The following is a 17352-nucleotide window of genomic DNA, read 5'->3' on the forward strand; positions in this document are numbered from 1 at the left end:
GCGCCGCCCGCGCCGCGCGCCGCGCCGAGGGCGGCACCGGGCAGCTCGACTTCGCCGCGCGGGTGTGCGGGCCGGGAGCCGGCGCAACGGTCGTGGACGGTCTCAGGCCGTGCCGACGAGTTCGTATCCCGCCTCGTCGACGGCGGCGCGGACGGCCGCTTCGTCGAGCGGGGCGGCGGAGACGACCGTCACCTGGCCGGTGGCGGCGACCGCCTTCACCGAGGACACGCCGTCGATGGCGGAGATCTCCTCGGAGACCGCGCCCTCGCAGTGGCCGCACGTCATGCCGGACACCTTGTAGACGGTGGTCACCTCACCCGCCGTGGCCTCGGAGGCCGCACCGGAGCAGGAACCGTCGGTGGAGCAGCAGGAGCCGGAGCTCTTCTCGTCGGTCATGGTTCACCTCGGATGTCGATGTGTTGATACGGAAGTCCACGGCACGCCGCATGAGGTGGCCGATCACCGGTCACCGATCGCCGGGACCGGTGTACCGGCATACCCCCTGGGGGTAGGCTATATACCCCCGCCCCGTATGTTCAAGTCGGATCCCGCATCCCCGGGCCGGCTACCGCGCCTCGGCAGGGGCGAGCCGTCTCAGATCGGCCGGCGGCACCTCCATCCGGCGGTCGATCCTGTCGCGTTCCCAGTTCCGGGTGTCGATCAGCCACCACTCCTCCACCACGACGAGGTAGAGCCGGTGGGGCTCCGGAGGGCACAGCTGCGACCGCCGGAGACTGAACCGGGCGCGTTCGTCGGGGTCGGGGAACACGGCCCGGTAGAAGTCCGCGTAGTACTCGTCCAGCTCGCCCGCCGGGATCTCGCCGCACGTCCCGGTGAACTGGGCGCCGTCGACCGCCCCGATGTCCAGACCGGGAGTGCCCGGCGCCATGAACAGCGCTCCGCCGACGTGCGGATTCGACGCGACGTTCCGCCCGTGCCGGGACAGCGCCGCCGAGCCGAACACGAACCGCAGCGGGTCGGCCAGCCAGGCGTACTCCAGCGTGGCGATCCACGGCCGGCCCTCCGCGGACACCGTGGCCAGGTTCAGGTAACGCGCCTCGCGCAGAAGACGACGCGTTCTGCCGAGTGGTGTGCCGTCGGTCGTCGTCATCGGCCGTCCTTCGTCGTCCGTGAGTGATCGGCGCCTCCCCGTCCGGGCACGACGTCCTCGGCGAGGGTGCGCCAGAAGGCGAGTTCGTAGGCGTGCACCATCCACGCCGTCCGGACGGCCTCGCCGGGGTCGTCCCCCTCGGCCAGACCGGTCCGCAGCGTTCTCGCCGCCTGGTCCAGCAGTTCCGCAGGCGTGTCGGCGAAGAACCGGAAGTGCCCGACGGCCTGCTCGTCGAACCCGTACCGCTTGCTCAGCGCGTCGGCCACCCGCATGTACTGCTCACCCGACTCGGCCGCGTTGGCGAGCAGGGCGAGAGCGATACCGCTGCGGGTGCCGTGGAGGGCGGTCCGGGTCAGATGGGCGGGGTACGCCTGGGCGAGCGGCCGTGGCTCGTACACTGCCAGGTCCGCCCCGTCCATCCCGAGCGCGGACGCGAAGTCGAGCAGCAGTCGCAGGGCCTGCGACTCGCCCTGGGCCATGGTCAGGAACAGGTCGCCGGCGGGAGCCGAGGGAAAACGCGACGCGAGCAGGGCGAAGCTGCGCAGGTCGCTCTCCACCAGGTGGTACAGCTCGCCTGCCAGCGCGCGCAGATGGTCGTGCGGCACCTCACCCGCCTCCAGCAGGGCGATGAAGCGGTTCGGCACCCGCTGCTCGTCCATCCGCAGCCGTGCCGCCCTGAGGACGGCGCCGGTCTCATCGTCCATCGTGTGCTCCCTCGCACTCGGCCGGGTCGGGTGATGCGCCGCCGCCCGTGGCCGTGCGGCGGCGCAGATTCGGGCCGGTCGCCGGGCCGGGCTTCGGCTCGGCGATCCAGGGGCCCTCGATGGAGGGGTCGACGACACCCTCCTCCAGCCAGGTGAAGTCGTCGGCCAGGACCGCGCGGGCGACGGTCCGGTCGTGGTCGTCGGTGTTGGCGGCCGACCGGGCGAACAACTCCGCGACTCTGAGCCGGGCCTGCCGGCAGAACGCGTCGGCCAGCCGGACGGGCGTGTCGCCGGCGCCGGCGAGGGCGACGGCGTAGGCACAGGCCGCGCTCATCGCGTACAGCTCGGCGCCGATGTCGACGAGCCGGCCCAGGTGGCGCTGGTGCGCGGAGAGCTCCTGATCGGGACGGCGGGCGAACGCGGCGAAGTCTCCCGCGATCCTCCCGGCCGCCTCCTCGGCGAAGAGCAGGTGCCCGGCGAGGACGTCACCGCCGCCGGGGACGCCGACCCGATATTCCGGGGCCCCGTCGTGCTCCGCGCCGGCCACCGCGCGGTGGTGGGTGAGGACGGCATCCGCGATGAAGCTCCGGAGAGCCTCCGTCGACCCGTCGAAGATGCGCCCGATGCGCAGGTCGCGCAGCAGTCGCTCGACCGGTACCCCGCGTTCGCCGCGCGCCGCGGCCGACTCCGCGGTCTCGTACCCGCGGCCGCCGCGCAGCTGCAGGAGCTCGTCGGCGATCAGCCACGTGTGCTCCGAGGCGAAGAGCTTGGCCAGTTCGGCTTCGAGGGCGGTGTCGGCGCCGCGGTCGGCACGGCTCGCGGACAGCTCGACCATCGCCTCCAGGGCGAAGGCGGTGGCCGCGATGCGGGCCAGCTTTCCGGCGACCGCGTCGTGCTCGCCGATCGGCCGCCCCCACTGCACGCGGACCCCGGCCCACTCACGGGCGATCCGCAGGCTCCATTTGGCGGCGGCGGCACAGACGGCGGGCAGCGAGAGCCGCCCGGTCTCCTGCGCCGCGAGGGCGATGTCCAGGCCCTCGCCCTCGTCGCCGATGCGGTTCGCCGCCGGGACCACGACGTCGTGCAGCCGGATCACGCCGTTCTCCAGGCCGCGCAGCCCCAGGAAGGAACTGCGATGCTCCACCGACACCCCGGGGGTGTCGGCCTCGACCACGAACACCGTCATGCCCCCGGCGCGGCCCTCGGCGGGGGGCACCATGGCCATCACCACCAGCAGGTCCGCGATGGTGCCGTTGGTGGTCCACAGCTTCACGCCGCTGAGCGTGTACGAGGCGCCGGCCCGGTCGGGGACGGCGGTGGTGTGCATCCGGAACGGGTCATTGCCGATGTCGGGCTCGGTCAGGGCGAACGCGGAGATCTCCTGTGCGCACCGCGGCAGGAAGGAGCGCTTCTGCTCCTCGGTGCCGAACAGCAGGAGCGGCTGCGGCAGACCGATGGCCTGATGGGCGGCCAGCAACTCGCCGAGCGCCGAGTGCGTGCTGTTGACGATCATCAGGGCGCGGAGATAGCACCGCCCCGACAACCCGAGTCCGCCGTACTCCCGGGGGATCCTGATGGCGAACGCGCCGAGCGACCTGAGACCCTGGATCACCTGGTCGGGGATGCGGTCCTCGCGTTCGATCAGGTGGCTGTCGACCTCGGTCTCGCAGAACTCCCGCAGCGCGCGCAGAAATCGCTCGTCCGCTTCCCCGAGGCGCCTCGGATCGCCGGGAGGCGGGGTGAGGAGGTCGGGGCGGAGCCGTCCGAGGAACAGCTCCGCACCGAAGGCGGACGCCGTCACCGGGCTGCCGAGGGCGTGGCCTCGATCATGGACAGCGGCCCGGCCGCGCCGAACCGCACGGACCGCACCGTGAAGCCGGTCTCCGACAGCATCGCCCGGAACTCGGACTCGGTCCGCTCCCGGCCGCCGGCCATGACCATCATGTTCACGTCGGTGAAGTACGCGATCGACTGGTCCGCGGAGGGGGTCTCGGGCAGGACCGTCCCCACGATCAGCAAGGTCGCGGTGTCGGGGATCCGCCTCCGGCAGGAGCGCAGCAGGGCCAGCGCGTCCTCGTCGTTCCAGTCCTGGAAGACGCTCTTGACGATGTAGAGATCGCCGTCACCCGGGATGTCCTGGAAGAAGTCGCCCGGCCGCACCTCGCACCGGTCGGCGACGCCGGCCTTGCTCAGCACCGCCGGGGCGTCGGCCACCCCGTTCGGGCTGTCGAAGACGGTGCCGCGCAGGTGGGGGTGGGCGGTGAGGACGGCCGCGAGCAGCGTTCCGTCACCGCCGCCGAGGTCCACCACCTTGGTGACGCCGCAGAAGTCGTAGGCGGCGGCGACCCGTGCGGCCGCGATCCGCGACTCCTCGCCCATCGCCTCGTGGAACAGGGCGCTGAACTCGGTGTCCGCGGCCAGGGCGGTGTAGAAGTCGGAGCCCTCGGCCTCGCCGAAGGCCGGCTCGCCGGTGGCGACGGCCCGGCCCAGGCCCTGCCACGCGGTGAACCACATCGGGCTGCAGAAGACCCGGGTGAAGGAGCGCAGGGAATCGGGGTGGTCGGAGCGCAGCTGGGCCCCCACCTCGGTCAGACCGAAGCGGGCGGGCTCGGGCTCCGTGGTGACCCCGACCGCCGCGAGCAGGCGCAGCACCCGGCGCAGCGACGGCTCGTGCGCCCCCGTCTCGGCGGCCAGTTCGTCGCTGCCTCGCACCCCGTCCTTGATCAGGTCGGCTATGCCGAGATCGGCCACCACCCCGAGGGCGTGCGCGGTCATGTAGCCGCCGATCCGCTCGATCAGGGCGCCGCGCAGCCGGATGCGCTCGGTGGTGTCCTGGTCCGGTCCACTGATGCTCATGGTGTTCGTCCTTCTCATTCGGTCGGTACGGAACAGGTTGAACAGGTTGTGGAGCAGTGCGGTGAGCCACTCGGCCACGGCCGACGGCCGACGCAGGGCGGCCGACGCAGGGCGGGCGGGGGCCGGGAGCCGGCCCGGGAAGCGGAGCAGGCGTCCTCAGAGGCGGTGGCGGACCCAGACGTTGGGCTCGATGTAGACGGCGTGGTCCTGCTCCACGTCGGCCACCACCGGGGTCAGCGCGCCGGGCACCTCGACGGGGCCGTCGGCGGCGAACGGCAGCCCCGTCCACTTGCGCCATTGCGCCAGGCTTCCGGAGATGGTCATGGAGGCGGGGCAGACCTTGAGGATCTCGCCGCCGCTGCGCACGTGGACGCGCAGCCAGGGGTCCTCCGGCAGCCCGTCCGGGCGGGTCCGGGCGGCGTAGGCGGCCATGGTCAGCCGCGGAGCGGTGTGCTTGAGGCTGGGGCGGACCGGAGCGACGAGATCGCCGAAGCCCTGGCCCCGCGCATGGTCCTTCAGCGCGTCGAGGGTGCGGCCCGAGAGGTTGCGCAGCTGGAGGCCGGGCACCACGGCGATCTCCAGGGCGCACAGCGCGTTGAGCCGGTGACCGCTGTAGGTGTCGGTCATGCACTGGCGCAGCGCCTCGTCCCAGCCGGTGTCGGGCAGGCTGTCGGTTCGGCCGTCCCAGCTCAGCGGCGCGCTCGCCGCGCGGGCGACGACCGTCTCCGTCTCGTCCAGCACCACGAGCTGGTGCCCGGCGTGGCGCTCGAAGATCCAGTGGACCAGGGTCGGATCGGGGCGTATGTAGGCCGGCCAGGTCGACTCCATCGTCAGCATGGCCGTCTCCAGGTCGGGGCGTTCGGCGAGACTCGCGACGTGCAGTCCCGTTCCGGCGGTGCTCTGAACCATGGCGGGTCTCCGGTGTGTGGTCGTGTGGTCGTGTGGTCCCGGTCCTGTCGGTCCGTTCTCCATCGGTCGTCGGTCCGTCGTCGGTCCGTCGTCGGTCCGTCGTCAGTCCGTCGCCGGTCCGTCGTCGGTCCCTCGTCGGTCCGTCAGCAGTCGGACCGGCCTGCGCCCGGTGCGCAGCGGCGTCGGCCGGTGGGGGGTACGGAGGAGTTCCAGGTACCGGGCGCGGGGGACGGGCCGGGCCCCGAGCAGCCTGGCGTGGTCGCTGTCGCGCTGGACGTCGACCGCGACGCCGCCCACCTCCCCGAAGCGGCGCGTCAGCTCGGCGACGGCGGCCTTGCCGGCGCCGCTGCGCAGGGTGAACTGCGAATCGGCGCTGAAGACGGCGCCGATCCGCATGCCGAACACCCCGCCGATCAGCTCGCCCCCGTCCCAGACCTCGACGCTGTGGGCGTAGCCGCACTCGTGCAGCCGGGTCAGGCTCGCCAGCAGTTCGTCGGTCAGCCAGTGCTCGGAGCGCCCCTCGCGGCACTGGGCGGCCACCCGCTCGAAGCAGACGTCGACCGTGGTCGTCCAGTCGACGCCGCGCAACTGCCGCCGGAGGCTGCGCTGGAGATGGGCCCGGGCGACGGAGATGACCGGGCGGGGGTCGGGCGAGCACCAGGCGATGCCGTACGGATCCCGGCCGCTCGTCCGCAGCGCGATCCGTCCGGCGGCCACGTCGGACTCGTAGGTGAGTTCGTTGAGCAGCCGGTGCTCGATGGTGGTGGCGGGGAACGGGTAGAGCCCTTGCCGGTACGCGTCCAGCAGGCTGCGCGGGCTGAGATCACCGCCGAACGCGACCGGGCCCTCGGCGGGCGCGGTGGTCGGATCCAGGCGTCCCCATGCGGACCGGGGCCGCACCGGGCTTGGCATCAGCACGTGGGCCTCACAGGAAGTCGACGGTGGTCAGGTAGCCGATGTAGCGGTCGAGCATCTCGGTGTCCACCGGAGGGATCTCGATGCCGCTGTCCTCGAGCGCCGCCTCCACGTTGTCCCGGGAGAAGACGGGGAACGTGGTCTCCAGGTACATCTCCGCCACGCTCATCTCGCCGGTGGAGCAGCGGTCGATGAACAGGGGAGCGAACGGCGTCATGGGGTGGCCGGGCTGTTCGACCGCGATCTCGGCGATCCGTTCCACCCATTCGTCCCACGGGACCTCACGCACCTTGTGGCCATGGGCCCGCAGCCGTTCGGCGAGCACGGAGACGTTCGCCTTGCCCGGGTTGGTGAGGTGGTAGACCTCCCCCCGCGGCAGCCGTGACGCGGCGATGTGCGCCACGGCCGCGGCGAAGCAGTCCACCGGCGTGTAGTCCAGGGGCAGTTCGGCGACGGGGGACAGGCCGGTGTCCACGATGAACTTCTTCATCGCGCACATCTCCGTCGACGTGTTCCAGGCGCCGGTCCGCCGGTCGCCGGAGATGTCGGCGGCCCGGTAGACCGCCACCGGAAGTCCCTGGCGGGCGGCCTCCAGCAGCAGGGCCTCCGCGACCCACTTGCTCTCGACGTAGCCCACCGACAGGTGATCGGCGTGTGCCGCCGGAGTGGATTCGCTCACCTGCCGCACCCCGGCGGTCCCGAAGCCCGAGACCACCGCCATGGTGGAGGTGTAGTGGACCGGGGCATTGCGGTAGCGCGCGGCCATGCGGATGATCTCGCGCGTTCCCTCGACGTTGGCCGCCCGCATGTGCGCGTACGGATAGATGAAGTTGACGAGCCCGCCGGGGTGGTGGATGACGTCGACGATCCGGGCCAGCCCGTCGAACTCGTCCTCCGTCAGACCGAGACGGGGCTCGGCGAGATCGCCCGGGACGGCGCGGATCCGGCCCTGCGCGCGGTAGCGCTCCAGGTCGTCCTGGAAGTAGTGGGCGGCGTTCGCCTGCACACGCGCCATCGCGGCGTCCCGGTCGCCCGCCCGCACCAGGCAGTGCACGGTGGCGTCGGTGGTGGTCAGGAACTCCCGGAGCAGATAGACCCCGAGGAAACCGGTGGCCCCGGTCAGGAGGATGTGGGCCGGCTTCTCCCACGAGGCGGCTTCGACGGGGGTGCGCCGGATGGGCACGCCCAGTTCGGACTCGGCGGCGAAGTCCACGGGCCGGGCGTCCTCGGCGAGCATGCCCGCCCTCGCCGATTCGACGGCGGCGGCGAAGCTGCGCAACGTCGCGTCGTCGAGCAGCAGCCGGATCAGCGGGCGGATCTGGGTGATCAGGATGCCCAGCGACTCGCGCAGCCGGGCGAGCAGCTGGGCCGCCTTCAGGGAATCGCCGCCCAGGCCGAAGAAGTTGTCGTGCGGCTCGACGTGGTCCACGTCCAGGACCTGACGCCAGATTCCGGCGACCACCCGTTCGACCAGCCCGGCGCTCCGGTCCGGTCGGCCGTCGGCTGCCGGTGCGGCGTGAGCCGTGGAGAGGTCCGGTTCGGGCAGCGCCTGGAGATCGACCTTGCCGTTGCTCGTCATCGGCATGCCGGGCAGCTGGACGAAGGCCGAGGGGATCATGTGGCCGGGCAGCCGGCCCGCGAGGAACGCCCGCAGCTCACCGGCGGTGGGCGGGCGGCCGTCCTGCGCGGGGGCCGCGGTGAAGTAGGCGGCGATCCTCGTCTCCGCGCCCCGGGCCCACGGCACCACGGCCGTGTCCACGACCAGTTCGTGGGCCGAGAGGGCCGCCTCGATCTCGGCCGGCTCGACGCGGAACCCACGGACCTTGAGCTGCCGGTCGGCCCGCCCGGTGACCTCCAGGTCGCCCGCGGGTGTCCAGCCGCCGATGTCGCCGGTGCGGTACATCCGGGTGCCGGGCCGGTCCGCGTGGGGATCGGGCAGGAACCTGGACCGGTCCGCCGTGTCCCCGAGGTAGCCGTGCGCGACGCCGGCGCCGGATATGTAGATCTCGCCCTGCCGGCCGGGCGGCACGGGCTGGAGATCGTCGTCGAGTACGTGGACCGTGGTGCCCGGCAGCGGGCGGCCGACCGGCGCGGGGCCCTGGGCGGGCAGCGACTGAGGGGTCACCTCCATGGTGCACGAGGTGATGGTGGTCTCGGTCAGGCCGTAGGCGTTGACGAGGCGTGAGCCGGGCATCAGACGCAGCGCCGTCCGGCAGTCCTCGGCGTACACGGCGCTTCCGCCCACGATGGTCAGGCGTACCGCCAGGTCGGCCGGCGCCCGACCGAGCTCGGACAGGAAGGCCCGCCAGTAGGAAGGGGTCAGGTCCATCACGGTGACCCCGTAAGCCGCGAGGCGGTCCGCGAGGTCGCTCGGCGCCCAGAGATGGTCGGGGAGGACGAGGGTCGCACCGTTCAGCAGCGTCACCAGGATCTGCTCGACGGAGGTGTCGAACGAGACGGCCGCGAACTGCAGGACACGGTCGGCGGGACCGATCCCGTACCGCGCGTTGATCTCGTCGCACAACCGGGCGAGGGAGGCGTGGTCGACCCGCACGCCCTTGGGGACGCCGGTCGAGCCCGAGGTGTAGATGACGTAGGCGCCGTCCGTGCCGTCGACCGCGGTCCGCGCGGCAGTGGCCGGGGCGTCGTCCGCCGGCAGCTCGTCGACGGCGACGGCGGTCACCGGCAGGCCGGCGAAGAGCTCCACGGCGCCGCGGCGGGTGAGCACCGCCGCGCAGCCGGCCTCCTCGACGTACCGTGCCACGCGCCGGCCGGGCAGATCGGGCTCCACCGGCAGGTACGCCGCCCCGGCCTTCAGCGTGGCGAGGAACGAGACGATCAGGTCGATCGAACGCTCCAGGTGCACCATGACGACGGAGCCGCGTCGTACGCCCCGCCGGCTCAGCACGTGGGCCAGCCGGTCGGCCCGCCGGTCGAGGTCCCCGTAGGTGATCCGCCGCTCGCCCTGGACGACGGCGACGGCGTCGGGGCGTCCGGCCGCGACGGCGGCGAAGCGTTCGTGGACCAGAGACGTTGCGCGCATCCCCCTGCCCCCCTCTACCGCGACCGGTGGTGCAGGAGGACGGGCAGGGAGGCGACGCCGTTGCCGATGAAGGTGTGCTCGGGCTCGACCTCGTCCGGGGCGACGGCGAGTTGCATCTCGGGAAAGCGCTCGAACAGGGCCGACAGGGCGACTGTCGCCTCCAGGAGCGCCAGCCGCGAACCGGGGCAGAAGTGGGGGCCGAGCCCGAACGCGACGTGGTCCTTGTTCTCGCGGCCGACGTCGAAGACGTCCGGCTTCTCGTGGACGCCGGGGTCACGGCCGTGCGCCCCGTAGCAGATGAGGATGGCGTCGCCGGCCCGGATGACCACGCCCTCCCCGAGGTCGATGTCCTCCGTGGCCCACCGCATCGGCAGATGCATGACGGGGCAGTGCACGCGCAGCGACTCCTCGATGGCCTCGTCCCAGCGCTCGGGCGAGTCCTGCACCAGGCGCAACTGGTCCGGGTTCGCGAGCAGTTCGCGCACCGTGTGGTCGATGAGGTTGATGGTGGTGCCGCTGCCCCCGCCGATCATCAGCAGCAGGGTGGCGATCAGCTCGTCCTCGGTCAGGGGGGCGCTGCCCTCTTCCCGGGCGGCGATGAGGAAGCTGGTGAGGTCGTCGCCCGGCTCGCGGCGCCTGGCGTCGATCAGCGCGTGCATCGCGGCGACCAGGCCGTTGCTGATGGCGACGGATTCCTCCTCGCTCGCCACATCCGTCTCCCCGACGGCGCGGAACAGGCGCAGCAGCTCGGGACGCTGCTCGTCCGGGACGCCGAAGACGTCGCAGATCGTCTCGGTCGGCACCCGGTAGGAGAAGGCGGAGTGCAGGTCGACCGGCTCGTCGGCCGGAAGGGCCTCGATGTCGTCGAGGAGACGCGCGACGAGCGCTTCGATCTGGGGCCGCAGGGCGGCCACGCGACGGGGACTGAGGGCGGGCGTGATCAGCCGTCGGAGCCGGGCGTGCTCCTTGCCGTCCGCGGTGGCCATGTGGTCGATGTCCACCCACGGCGACAGCCACGCGACCGAGCCCGGCTCGTACCCGGGAACGGTGCCCTTGAGGTCCCGGGAGACGCCGGGATGCGTCAGCAGCGACTTGACGACGTCCCCGCGGCTCACCGACCAGGCGGCGACCCCCTCGGGCAGCTGCACGGGGACGGCCGGTCCCATGTCCCTGAGTCGGTCCACCTGGTCGTACATGCAGCGGCCGCCGGAACTGTCGAGGGCCACGGTGGGCGTGGTGCTGAAAGCGATCACGTCATACTCCTGTGGGATTCCGGACTTTGCTGGCTGGAGCGGACCGGGACCGCCGCGCTGCCGCGGTCCGGGGAGGGCGTTCAGGCCAGAGTTCTCCGGCCGGCCCCCACCCCGGACGGGGGAAGGCGGGGTCAGGAGATCTCGGGCGACGGGACTCCGGACGGTGGGCGGTTCGTCGAGTTGTACAGGAGCCAGAAGGCCGTGAGCAGCAGGAGGAACGCGACGGTCATCAGGAGCCAGTTCCTGAACCGCATGGTGGACCTCCTGCGGGCATTGCGGATGCCGGGGCGGTCGCGACTCCTCGTCGCTCCGTGGATCACTGAACCTCGGCACTCACGCTAGGCGGCGCATCTGCAGCGGACCGTCAAGTCCAGTGCAGGGGATCGTTCAGCTTCGGGCATGGAGTCGACCGAGGACGGGCACGGAATGGGGCCGAAGGGGCGCGGTGGGACTCCTGTGGCCTGTTTCCGTGGTCGGCGGATCAGGCCCTACTGACTATCGCGACTACGGTGGTTAGAATCCCGACCGCGGGTCTGCCGACAGCCTGTGACGGGGGGTTCACCACGTGCGCATACTTGTGGCTGAGGACGACGAGCACGTTGCGGACGCGCTGGCGGACGCGCTCCGGCAGCACGGTCACACCGTCCTGTGCAAGGCCGACGGCGTCGAGGCGGTGCGGACGGTGGAGCAGGCCGAGTTCGTCCTCCTCGACCTGGGCCTCCCCGAACTCGACGGCTACGAGGTCTGCCGACGCATCCGCAGCACGTCGACGGTCCCCATCATCGTGCTGACGGCACGGTCCGAGGAGATCGACCGGGTCATGCTCCTGCAGGCCGGCGCGGACGACTACGTCGTCAAGCCGTACGGTTTCCGTGAACTCCTGGCCCGCATCGAGGCCGTGACGCGGCGCACCACGCAGGCCGCGCCCCCCGTGCCCTCCCAGGCGGCGGCCGGCTCCGCGCTGGGAATCGGCCCGCTCAGCATCGACGTCCGGGCACGCAAGGCCTCCATGGCAGGCCGACCGCTGTCCCTGACGGCCAAGGAGTTCGACCTCCTGGCACTGCTGGCCACCGAGGGCGGCGCGGTGCTCACCAGGGAGCGGCTCATCGAGAGCGTCTGGGACGAGAACTGGTTCGGCTCGACCCGGACACTCGATGTCCACGTGGGCGCCCTGCGCAACAAGCTGGGCGACAAAGGATGGATAGAGACCGTCCGCGGTGTGGGCTTCCGGCTGACCGACCCGTGCGGCTGAGGAGGGCGGGCCAGTGCGGAGAAAACTGCTCCTCACCTACCTGACCCTCACGTCCGTCGTCCTGCTGATGCTGGAGATCCCTCTCGCCCTCGGCCACTCCCTGAACGCCTACCACCAACTGGCCTCGGCACGAGCCCGGGAAGCCCGTGTACTGGCGGTGCACGCCAGGGACGTCCTCACCGACGGGGCCGCGGCGGCCTCCTTCGAGGAGCGGCTGCGGCGCTACGCGGAAAGCCACCGGACCGAGGTCGTCGTCGTGGACGTCCGGGGCAGGGTGGCCGCGGCGTCGCACACCGACGTCGACGGCGTCGCGGCCGTGCTCCGCTCGCCGCTGGCCCAGGCGCTGCGCGGCGAGTTCCCCGGCCCGTCCCGGCTCGGGGGTCACGCCCTGCGTCCGGGCGATGCGATCATCGCGGAGCCCGTCCTCCAGGGGGACGAGGTGATCGGCGCCGTGGGGTCCGTCGCCTCGGGGACCGCGGTGGAACGGGACCTGGACCAGCACATCCTGCTGCTGCTCGGTGCGGCGGTGCTGGCGCTGACCGCGGTCGGCGTGGCCAGCGTGCCCCTGTCCCGGTGGCTGCTGCGGCCCATCCGGCAGTTCGACGACACGGTGCACTCCATTCTCGACGGGGCGTACGACGTGCGCGTGCGGTGCGAGGGAGGGCCGCCCGAAATGCGCGGACTGGCCGGGGGGTTCAACCGGATGGCCGATCATCTGGTGACCTTGCTGGAGACCCAGCGGGCGTTCGTGGCCGACGCGTCGCACCAGATGCGCAATCCGCTCACCGCGCTGCGCCTGCGGGTCGAGACGCTGGAACCGGCCGTCCGGCCGGAGTCCAGGAAGCAACTCCACCAGGCAGTGAAGGAGATCGAGCGCCTCTCCTCGCTGCTCGACCAGTTGTTGCGGCTCGCCCGGGCCGAGGGCCGGGACCAGTCCGTGGAACCGGTGAACGTGGCCGAGGTCGTCGCTGTCAGGGTGGACGCCTGGGAGCAGGCCGCGGCGCGCAAGCGTGTCACGCTGCTCGCCCCCGACCCGGACGGGACCGTCGCGGCCTGTGTGCCGGGCCATCTCGAGCAGATTCTCGACGTACTCATCGACAACGCGATCCACGCGTCCGGTGCGGGCGGATCCATCACCATCCGCCACCGGGCGGCGGGAGCGCATGCGCGGATCCAGGTGATCGACGAGGGCCCGGGCATGTCGGCGGAGGACTGCCGGCGGGCGCTCGACCGGTTCTGGCGGGGCGACAACTCCGCCAAGCGCGACGGGTCGGGGCTGGGACTGGCGATCGCCGCCACGCTCGCCAAGGCCAACGGCGGGTCGCTGCGGCTGCTGCCCGCGACCCCGCACGGCATCGAGGCCCGGGTGGAGATGCCGCTCTGCCCCCGGACGGCGCCGGCCGCCGAGAGCCGGGTACTCGTGCCCGCGTGCCCTCCGGCCACCACGGACTGAGGCCCGGCGGTGGAGGACAGGCGGTCCTGTCCGGAGGACCGTCGCCGGCTTCTTGGCACAGTGCAGACCTCCCGGCCTTGCCGGGCTCTTGCCCTCCCCTTGACGTTCTGCTGCACAGCCGTTGATCCGCGCCCCCCTACGGTCGTCACTGTTGGAAGGGCATCGCCCTCGGCGCGGGCCCGGACGGCCTGCTCTCCTGCTTCCCCGCTCCGCTCCCCGCCCCGCCCTCCGTGGCGCCGGGGGCGGACCGAGGACTGCCCGGCGCGCAACGCACGACGCAGGTACGGAAGTCGGCCGAGGCCGCAGCGGTCACGGCCGAGCAGACGAGCGCGGCACCGAACGCCGCCCGAGCGATGGAGCTGCCATGGCAGACGACTTTGTACCGGTCATCGACCTGTCGGACCGGGACACCGAAGCCGGCCGCGCGGAGATGTCCGCCGCGATCCGGCGCGCGTGCGAGACCTCGGGGTTCTTCACGATCGTCGGGCACGGCGTGCCGAAGGACCTCGTGGACCGCATGTACACCACGACGAAGGGCTTCTTCACCCTGCCGGAAGCGGAAAAGGAGCTGAGCGCGAACCAGGGCGCCGGGGTGTCCGGCCTGCGCCGCCCGGGCGGGCCGTACGAGGCGTTCGCGGCGCACGTCACCGGGGACCTGAGCGAGGAGGAGCGCGCGAGGCTCGGCGACTACCCGGCGACCTGGAAGGCGGCCAACATCTGGCCGGACGCCGCTTTCAAGGCGGTCTGGTACGAGTACATCGCCGCCATGACGGAGCTGTCGGCCGACATCATGCGGCTGTTCGCCCTGGCGCTCGATCTGGACGAGGACTTCTTCGACCGGAAGTTCGACGAGCACGTGTCGCTGCTGCTGGCGAACTACTACTACCCGGACCCGGAGCCCGACCGGCTCCGCCGCGACGCCCACACCGACTGGGGCAGTCTCACCGTGCTGTACGTGGAGGATGCGCTGGGCGGCCTGCAAGTGCTCCGGGGCGACGACGACTGGCTGGACGTCCCGGCCGTCCCGGGCAGCTTCGTGGTGAACATCGGCGATCTGATGGCCTTCTGGACCGGCGGCCGCTGGAAGTCGACGGTGCACCGGGTCGTCAATCCCGAGGCCGAGGGAGCGACGTCGCGGATCTCCATCCCGTTCTTCTACCTGCCGAACCACGACACCTCGATCGAACCGATGCGGGCGCCGGCGGCCGGGGCCACCGAGGCGGATCTCGACCGGGTGACCGTCGGGCAGTGGTTCTCGTGGAAGATGCGGACGACCTACCAGGCCGCCTCATGAGTCCGGAGCCGGGGCATTGCGCGACCCCGATCAGCGGACGCATCACCTCGCCCCCGAGCGCTCTGCTCCACGACGAGATACTCGCTCCGCAGTTCCAGTACGAGGCGGAACACCTCCTGCCCTGGTACGTCGCCATCGAAAAGGTGCTCGCCCTCGAGTACGGGCGGATGGGCATCGTCTCCCGGGCGCGCGTTAAGGAAATCGGGCGCCTGCTCTCGGGGGCCACGGCCGAACGCATCCGGGCGAGCCCGGCCGGCAACATGTCCGACATCGCGTTCGCCCTGGAGCGCTTCGTGGAGGAGCGACTCGCCGGACCCGTGCCCGCATGGCACGTCGACCGCAGTCGCAACGACCTCCAGGCGTGCGCCCAGCTGCTCTTCGGCAGGGAGCAGTTGCTCGGTACCGCGGAGCAGCTCCTGGAATACGCCCGCACCGTGCACCGCCTGGCCTCCCGCACCCTCGACATCCCCATGCCCGGCTACACCCACCTCCAGACCGCGCAGGTCATCACGCCCGGCTTCTACCTGGCGGCCCTGTGCGAGCAGGCGATCCACTCCCTGACCCGACTGCTGTCCACCTACGACGGGATCGACGTCTGCCCGCTGGGCGCCGGCGCCATGGCGGGACAGGAACTGCCCTGGGACCGGGGCCGCATGGCCGAACTCCTCGGGTTCCGCGAAGCCCGGCCGCACGCCCTCGCGGCCGTGGCCTCCCGCGACTGGTCCGTCGAGATCACCGCCGAGTTCTCCGTCCTCGGGGTCTCACTGAGTCGCTTCGCCACCGACCTCATGAGCTGGGGCAGCAGCGAGTACGGATTCATCGACCTGCCCGACGGCCTCAGCGGCATCTCCTCCGCGATGCCGCAGAAGAAGAACTTCCCGGTCCTGGAACGCATCCGGGGCAGGACCGCGCATCTCAGCGCCTTCCACCTCGACCTCGTCCTCGGTCAGCGCAACACGCCCTACTCGAATTCGGTCGAGGTGTCGAAGGAAGCCGGCGCTCACCTCCTTCACGCCTTCACCGCCGTACGGAGCGTGCTGCGCCTGCTCGGCGCCGTACTGGACAACCTGCGGTTCCGGAAGGACCGGATGCTCGAGGTGTGCGAGCGCGAGTACCTCGGTGGTTTCACCCTGGCCAACCTGCTGACGCTGGACGAGGACGTGCCCTGGCGACGGGCCCAGGTCATCGCCGGGCAGTACATCGTCGCCGCCTCCGGACGCGGTCTGTCGCCGCGCGAGACCGCGCCCGACCTGCTGCGCGAGGTCGCCCTCGCGCACGGCTTCGCACTCGCGGAGCCCGGCCGCGCCCTGGCCGTGGCCTTCGACGTGGAGGAGAGCCTGCGCCGGAAACGGTCGGCGGGGTCCGCACACCCCGACGCGGTGCGCGAGCTGCTGGCCGAGCACGCCGCTCACCTCGACGAGCAGCGCGCCCAGTGGGAGGGACGCGGTGGGCGTCTGCGTGGCGCGCTCGGAGAAATCGATCGGCAGCTGGGCATTTGACGGCGGCATGGACCGGAACGGACTCGGGGGGGAGCGGATGACCGGACCACCGGATGAACAGCAGGGGGCATCGCCGTACGGCTCCGACGGGGAAGACGGCGTCGGCCGCGGTGTCGCGAACGGAACCTTCGGGGAACTGCTGCAGGGGATGCTGCCGGACGGCGACCTGGACTTCCTCGTCACCTTCCCGATCACCCGCACCTCCACGGCGGAGTTCCGGCTCACCCCGTCCCACCGCGAGGTGGTGGTCCAGCCGCCGCACAAGACCAAGTCCCGTCTGCTCGCGGAACGCCTGCTGCTGGCCCACGGATATCGCGGCGGCGGCTCACTGAGCATCACCACCACCCTGCCCGAGGGGAAAGGGCTCGCCAGTTCCTCCGCCGATCTGGTGGCCACCGCCCGCGCCGTCGGCGAGGCGGTGGGCCTGCGGCTCACCGAGGAGCGGATCGAGTCGCTGCTGCGCGGCATCGAACCGTCGGACGGCGTGATGTACCCGGGAATCGTGGCCTTCTACCACCGGGAAGTGAGGCTGCGGGAGAGACTCGGGTTCCTCCCGCCTCTCACCATCGTCGCCCACGACGTCGGGGGAATGGTGGACACCGTCCGGTTCAATCGGACGAAGAAGCCGCGCGGCTCGGCCGAGAAACGCGAGTACGCGGCGCTCCTGGCACGACTCGCGGACGCGGTCCGGGCGGGTGACCTCCAGGCGGTCGGCGGTATTTCCACCCGCAGCGCGGAGATGAACTCCACGCTCTCGCCCAGAAAGCACTTCGGCGATCTGCTGCGCATGTGCCGGGACATCGGCGGACTCGGACTCGTGCTCGCCCACAGCGGGACGAACCTCGGCATCCTCCTCCCCGGCGACGTGGACGAGCAGGCGGAGGAAGTCGAGTACGTCCGCAAATCATGCGCCGCCTTCACCGGGAGTGTGTCCGTCTACCGCTCGTTGGGTCCCGAAAGCCGGCGATCCGACGGGCCGGAGACATCCGGACGTCCGGAAAGACCCGAAGGCTCCGTCACCACCTCCGCCACCACCTCCGTCGGCAACCACCCAGGGATCTGA

The 17352-nt window shown here is 71.7% G+C and carries 15 protein-coding genes; 5 read left to right on the forward strand and 10 right to left on the reverse strand.

Features of this window, described 5'->3' with window-relative positions; genetic code table 11:
• Positions 1 to 102: 102 nt before the first annotated feature.
• The 10 genes from ABZY13_RS25365 to ABZY13_RS25410 form a co-directional block, all read right to left on the reverse strand.
• Complete coding sequence (locus ABZY13_RS25365; RefSeq protein ID WP_356634562.1) at positions 103 to 396, reverse strand: heavy-metal-associated domain-containing protein; 294 nt, start codon at positions 394 to 396, stop codon at positions 103 to 105.
• Between the two features lie 169 nt (positions 397 to 565).
• Positions 566 to 1111, reverse strand: a complete 546-nt coding sequence (locus tag ABZY13_RS25370) for a pyridoxamine 5'-phosphate oxidase family protein (protein WP_356634564.1) — start codon at positions 1109 to 1111, stop codon at positions 566 to 568.
• On the reverse strand, positions 1108 to 1815 hold the full coding sequence (locus ABZY13_RS25375) for a hypothetical protein (RefSeq protein ID WP_356634566.1): 708 nt from the start codon (positions 1813 to 1815) through the stop codon (positions 1108 to 1110). The genes ABZY13_RS25370 and ABZY13_RS25375 overlap by 4 nt, the downstream gene beginning before the upstream one ends.
• Positions 1805 to 3616: an acyl-CoA dehydrogenase family protein gene (locus tag ABZY13_RS25380; protein ID WP_356634568.1), complete on the reverse strand. Its 1812-nt coding sequence runs from the start codon at positions 3614 to 3616 to the stop codon at positions 1805 to 1807. The genes ABZY13_RS25375 and ABZY13_RS25380 overlap by 11 nt, the downstream gene beginning before the upstream one ends.
• The gene (locus ABZY13_RS25385; protein ID WP_356634570.1) at positions 3613 to 4671 is read right to left on the reverse strand and encodes a methyltransferase; all 1059 of its coding nucleotides are present in this window, start codon (positions 4669 to 4671) and stop codon (positions 3613 to 3615) included. Before ABZY13_RS25385 ends, ABZY13_RS25380 begins: the two co-directional genes overlap by 4 nt.
• A 156-nt stretch (positions 4672 to 4827) precedes the next feature.
• Entirely contained in the window at positions 4828 to 5580 is a 753-nt protein-coding gene (locus tag ABZY13_RS25390; RefSeq protein ID WP_356634572.1) for an N-acetyltransferase, read from the reverse strand.
• Positions 5581 to 5682: 102 nt separating this feature from the next.
• Positions 5683 to 6492 carry a leucyl/phenylalanyl-tRNA--protein transferase gene (locus tag ABZY13_RS25395; RefSeq protein ID WP_356634661.1) on the reverse strand — a complete coding sequence of 270 codons (810 nt, stop codon included), beginning with the start codon at positions 6490 to 6492 and terminating at the stop codon, positions 5683 to 5685.
• A 13-nt stretch (positions 6493 to 6505) separates the two neighbouring features.
• Complete coding sequence (locus ABZY13_RS25400) at positions 6506 to 9538, reverse strand: amino acid adenylation domain-containing protein (protein WP_356634574.1); 3033 nt, start codon at positions 9536 to 9538, stop codon at positions 6506 to 6508.
• A gap of 14 nt (positions 9539 to 9552) precedes the next feature.
• Entirely contained in the window at positions 9553 to 10791 is a 1239-nt protein-coding gene (locus ABZY13_RS25405; RefSeq protein ID WP_356634576.1) for a cytochrome P450, read from the reverse strand.
• Between the two features lie 131 nt (positions 10792 to 10922).
• Complete coding sequence (locus tag ABZY13_RS25410; RefSeq protein WP_356634578.1) at positions 10923 to 11045, reverse strand: hypothetical protein; 123 nt, start codon at positions 11043 to 11045, stop codon at positions 10923 to 10925.
• 311 nt (positions 11046 to 11356) lie between these two features.
• Here ABZY13_RS25410 and ABZY13_RS25415 point away from each other — a divergent pair, with 311 nt between their 5' ends.
• The 5 genes from ABZY13_RS25415 (at position 11357) to ABZY13_RS25435 (ending at position 17352) form a co-directional block, all read left to right on the forward strand.
• Complete coding sequence (locus ABZY13_RS25415; protein ID WP_356634580.1) at positions 11357 to 12043, forward strand: response regulator transcription factor; 687 nt, start codon at positions 11357 to 11359, stop codon at positions 12041 to 12043.
• Between the two features lie 13 nt (positions 12044 to 12056).
• A complete protein-coding gene (locus ABZY13_RS25420; protein ID WP_356634582.1) occupies positions 12057 to 13496 on the forward strand; it encodes a HAMP domain-containing sensor histidine kinase in 1440 nt (479 codons plus the stop codon).
• A 364-nt stretch (positions 13497 to 13860) separates the two neighbouring features.
• Positions 13861 to 14790 (forward strand): 2OG-Fe(II) oxygenase family protein, encoded by a 930-nt coding sequence (locus ABZY13_RS25425; RefSeq protein WP_356634584.1) that lies wholly within the window; start codon positions 13861 to 13863, stop codon positions 14788 to 14790.
• Positions 14787 to 16289 carry a lyase family protein gene (locus ABZY13_RS25430; protein ID WP_356634586.1) on the forward strand — a complete coding sequence of 501 codons (1503 nt, stop codon included), beginning with the start codon at positions 14787 to 14789 and terminating at the stop codon, positions 16287 to 16289. The genes ABZY13_RS25425 and ABZY13_RS25430 overlap by 4 nt, the downstream gene beginning before the upstream one ends.
• Before the next feature lie 37 nt (positions 16290 to 16326).
• A complete protein-coding gene (locus ABZY13_RS25435) occupies positions 16327 to 17352 on the forward strand; it encodes a kinase (protein ID WP_356634588.1) in 1026 nt (341 codons plus the stop codon).

The organism is Streptomyces sp. NPDC006610 (genome assembly GCF_040611575.1).
Taxonomy (GTDB): Bacteria; Actinomycetota; Actinomycetes; order Streptomycetales; family Streptomycetaceae; genus Streptomyces.

Bases quoted from the DNA above. Each gene is read 5' to 3' on its own strand.
- ABZY13_RS25365 (WP_356634562.1), bottom strand. From the start codon at position 396: ATGACCGACGAGAAGAGCTCCGGCTCCTGCTGCTCCACCGACGGTTCC.
- ABZY13_RS25370 (WP_356634564.1), bottom strand. From the start codon at position 1,111: ATGACGACGACCGACGGCACACCACTCGGCAGAACGCGTCGTCTTCTG.
- ABZY13_RS25375 (WP_356634566.1), bottom strand. From the start codon at position 1,815: ATGGACGATGAGACCGGCGCCGTCCTCAGGGCGGCACGGCTGCGGATG.
- ABZY13_RS25385 (WP_356634570.1), bottom strand. From the start codon at position 4,671: ATGAGCATCAGTGGACCGGACCAGGACACCACCGAGCGCATCCGGCTG.
- ABZY13_RS25390 (WP_356634572.1), bottom strand. From the start codon at position 5,580: ATGGTTCAGAGCACCGCCGGAACGGGACTGCACGTCGCGAGTCTCGCC.
- ABZY13_RS25395 (WP_356634661.1), bottom strand. From the start codon at position 6,492: ATGCCAAGCCCGGTGCGGCCCCGGTCCGCATGGGGACGCCTGGATCCG.
- ABZY13_RS25400 (WP_356634574.1), bottom strand. From the start codon at position 9,538: ATGCGCGCAACGTCTCTGGTCCACGAACGCTTCGCCGCCGTCGCGGCC.
- ABZY13_RS25410 (WP_356634578.1), bottom strand. From the start codon at position 11,045: ATGCGGTTCAGGAACTGGCTCCTGATGACCGTCGCGTTCCTCCTGCTG.
- ABZY13_RS25425 (WP_356634584.1), top strand. From the start codon at position 13,861: ATGGCAGACGACTTTGTACCGGTCATCGACCTGTCGGACCGGGACACC.
- ABZY13_RS25430 (WP_356634586.1), top strand. From the start codon at position 14,787: ATGAGTCCGGAGCCGGGGCATTGCGCGACCCCGATCAGCGGACGCATC.
- ABZY13_RS25435 (WP_356634588.1), top strand. From the start codon at position 16,327: ATGACCGGACCACCGGATGAACAGCAGGGGGCATCGCCGTACGGCTCC.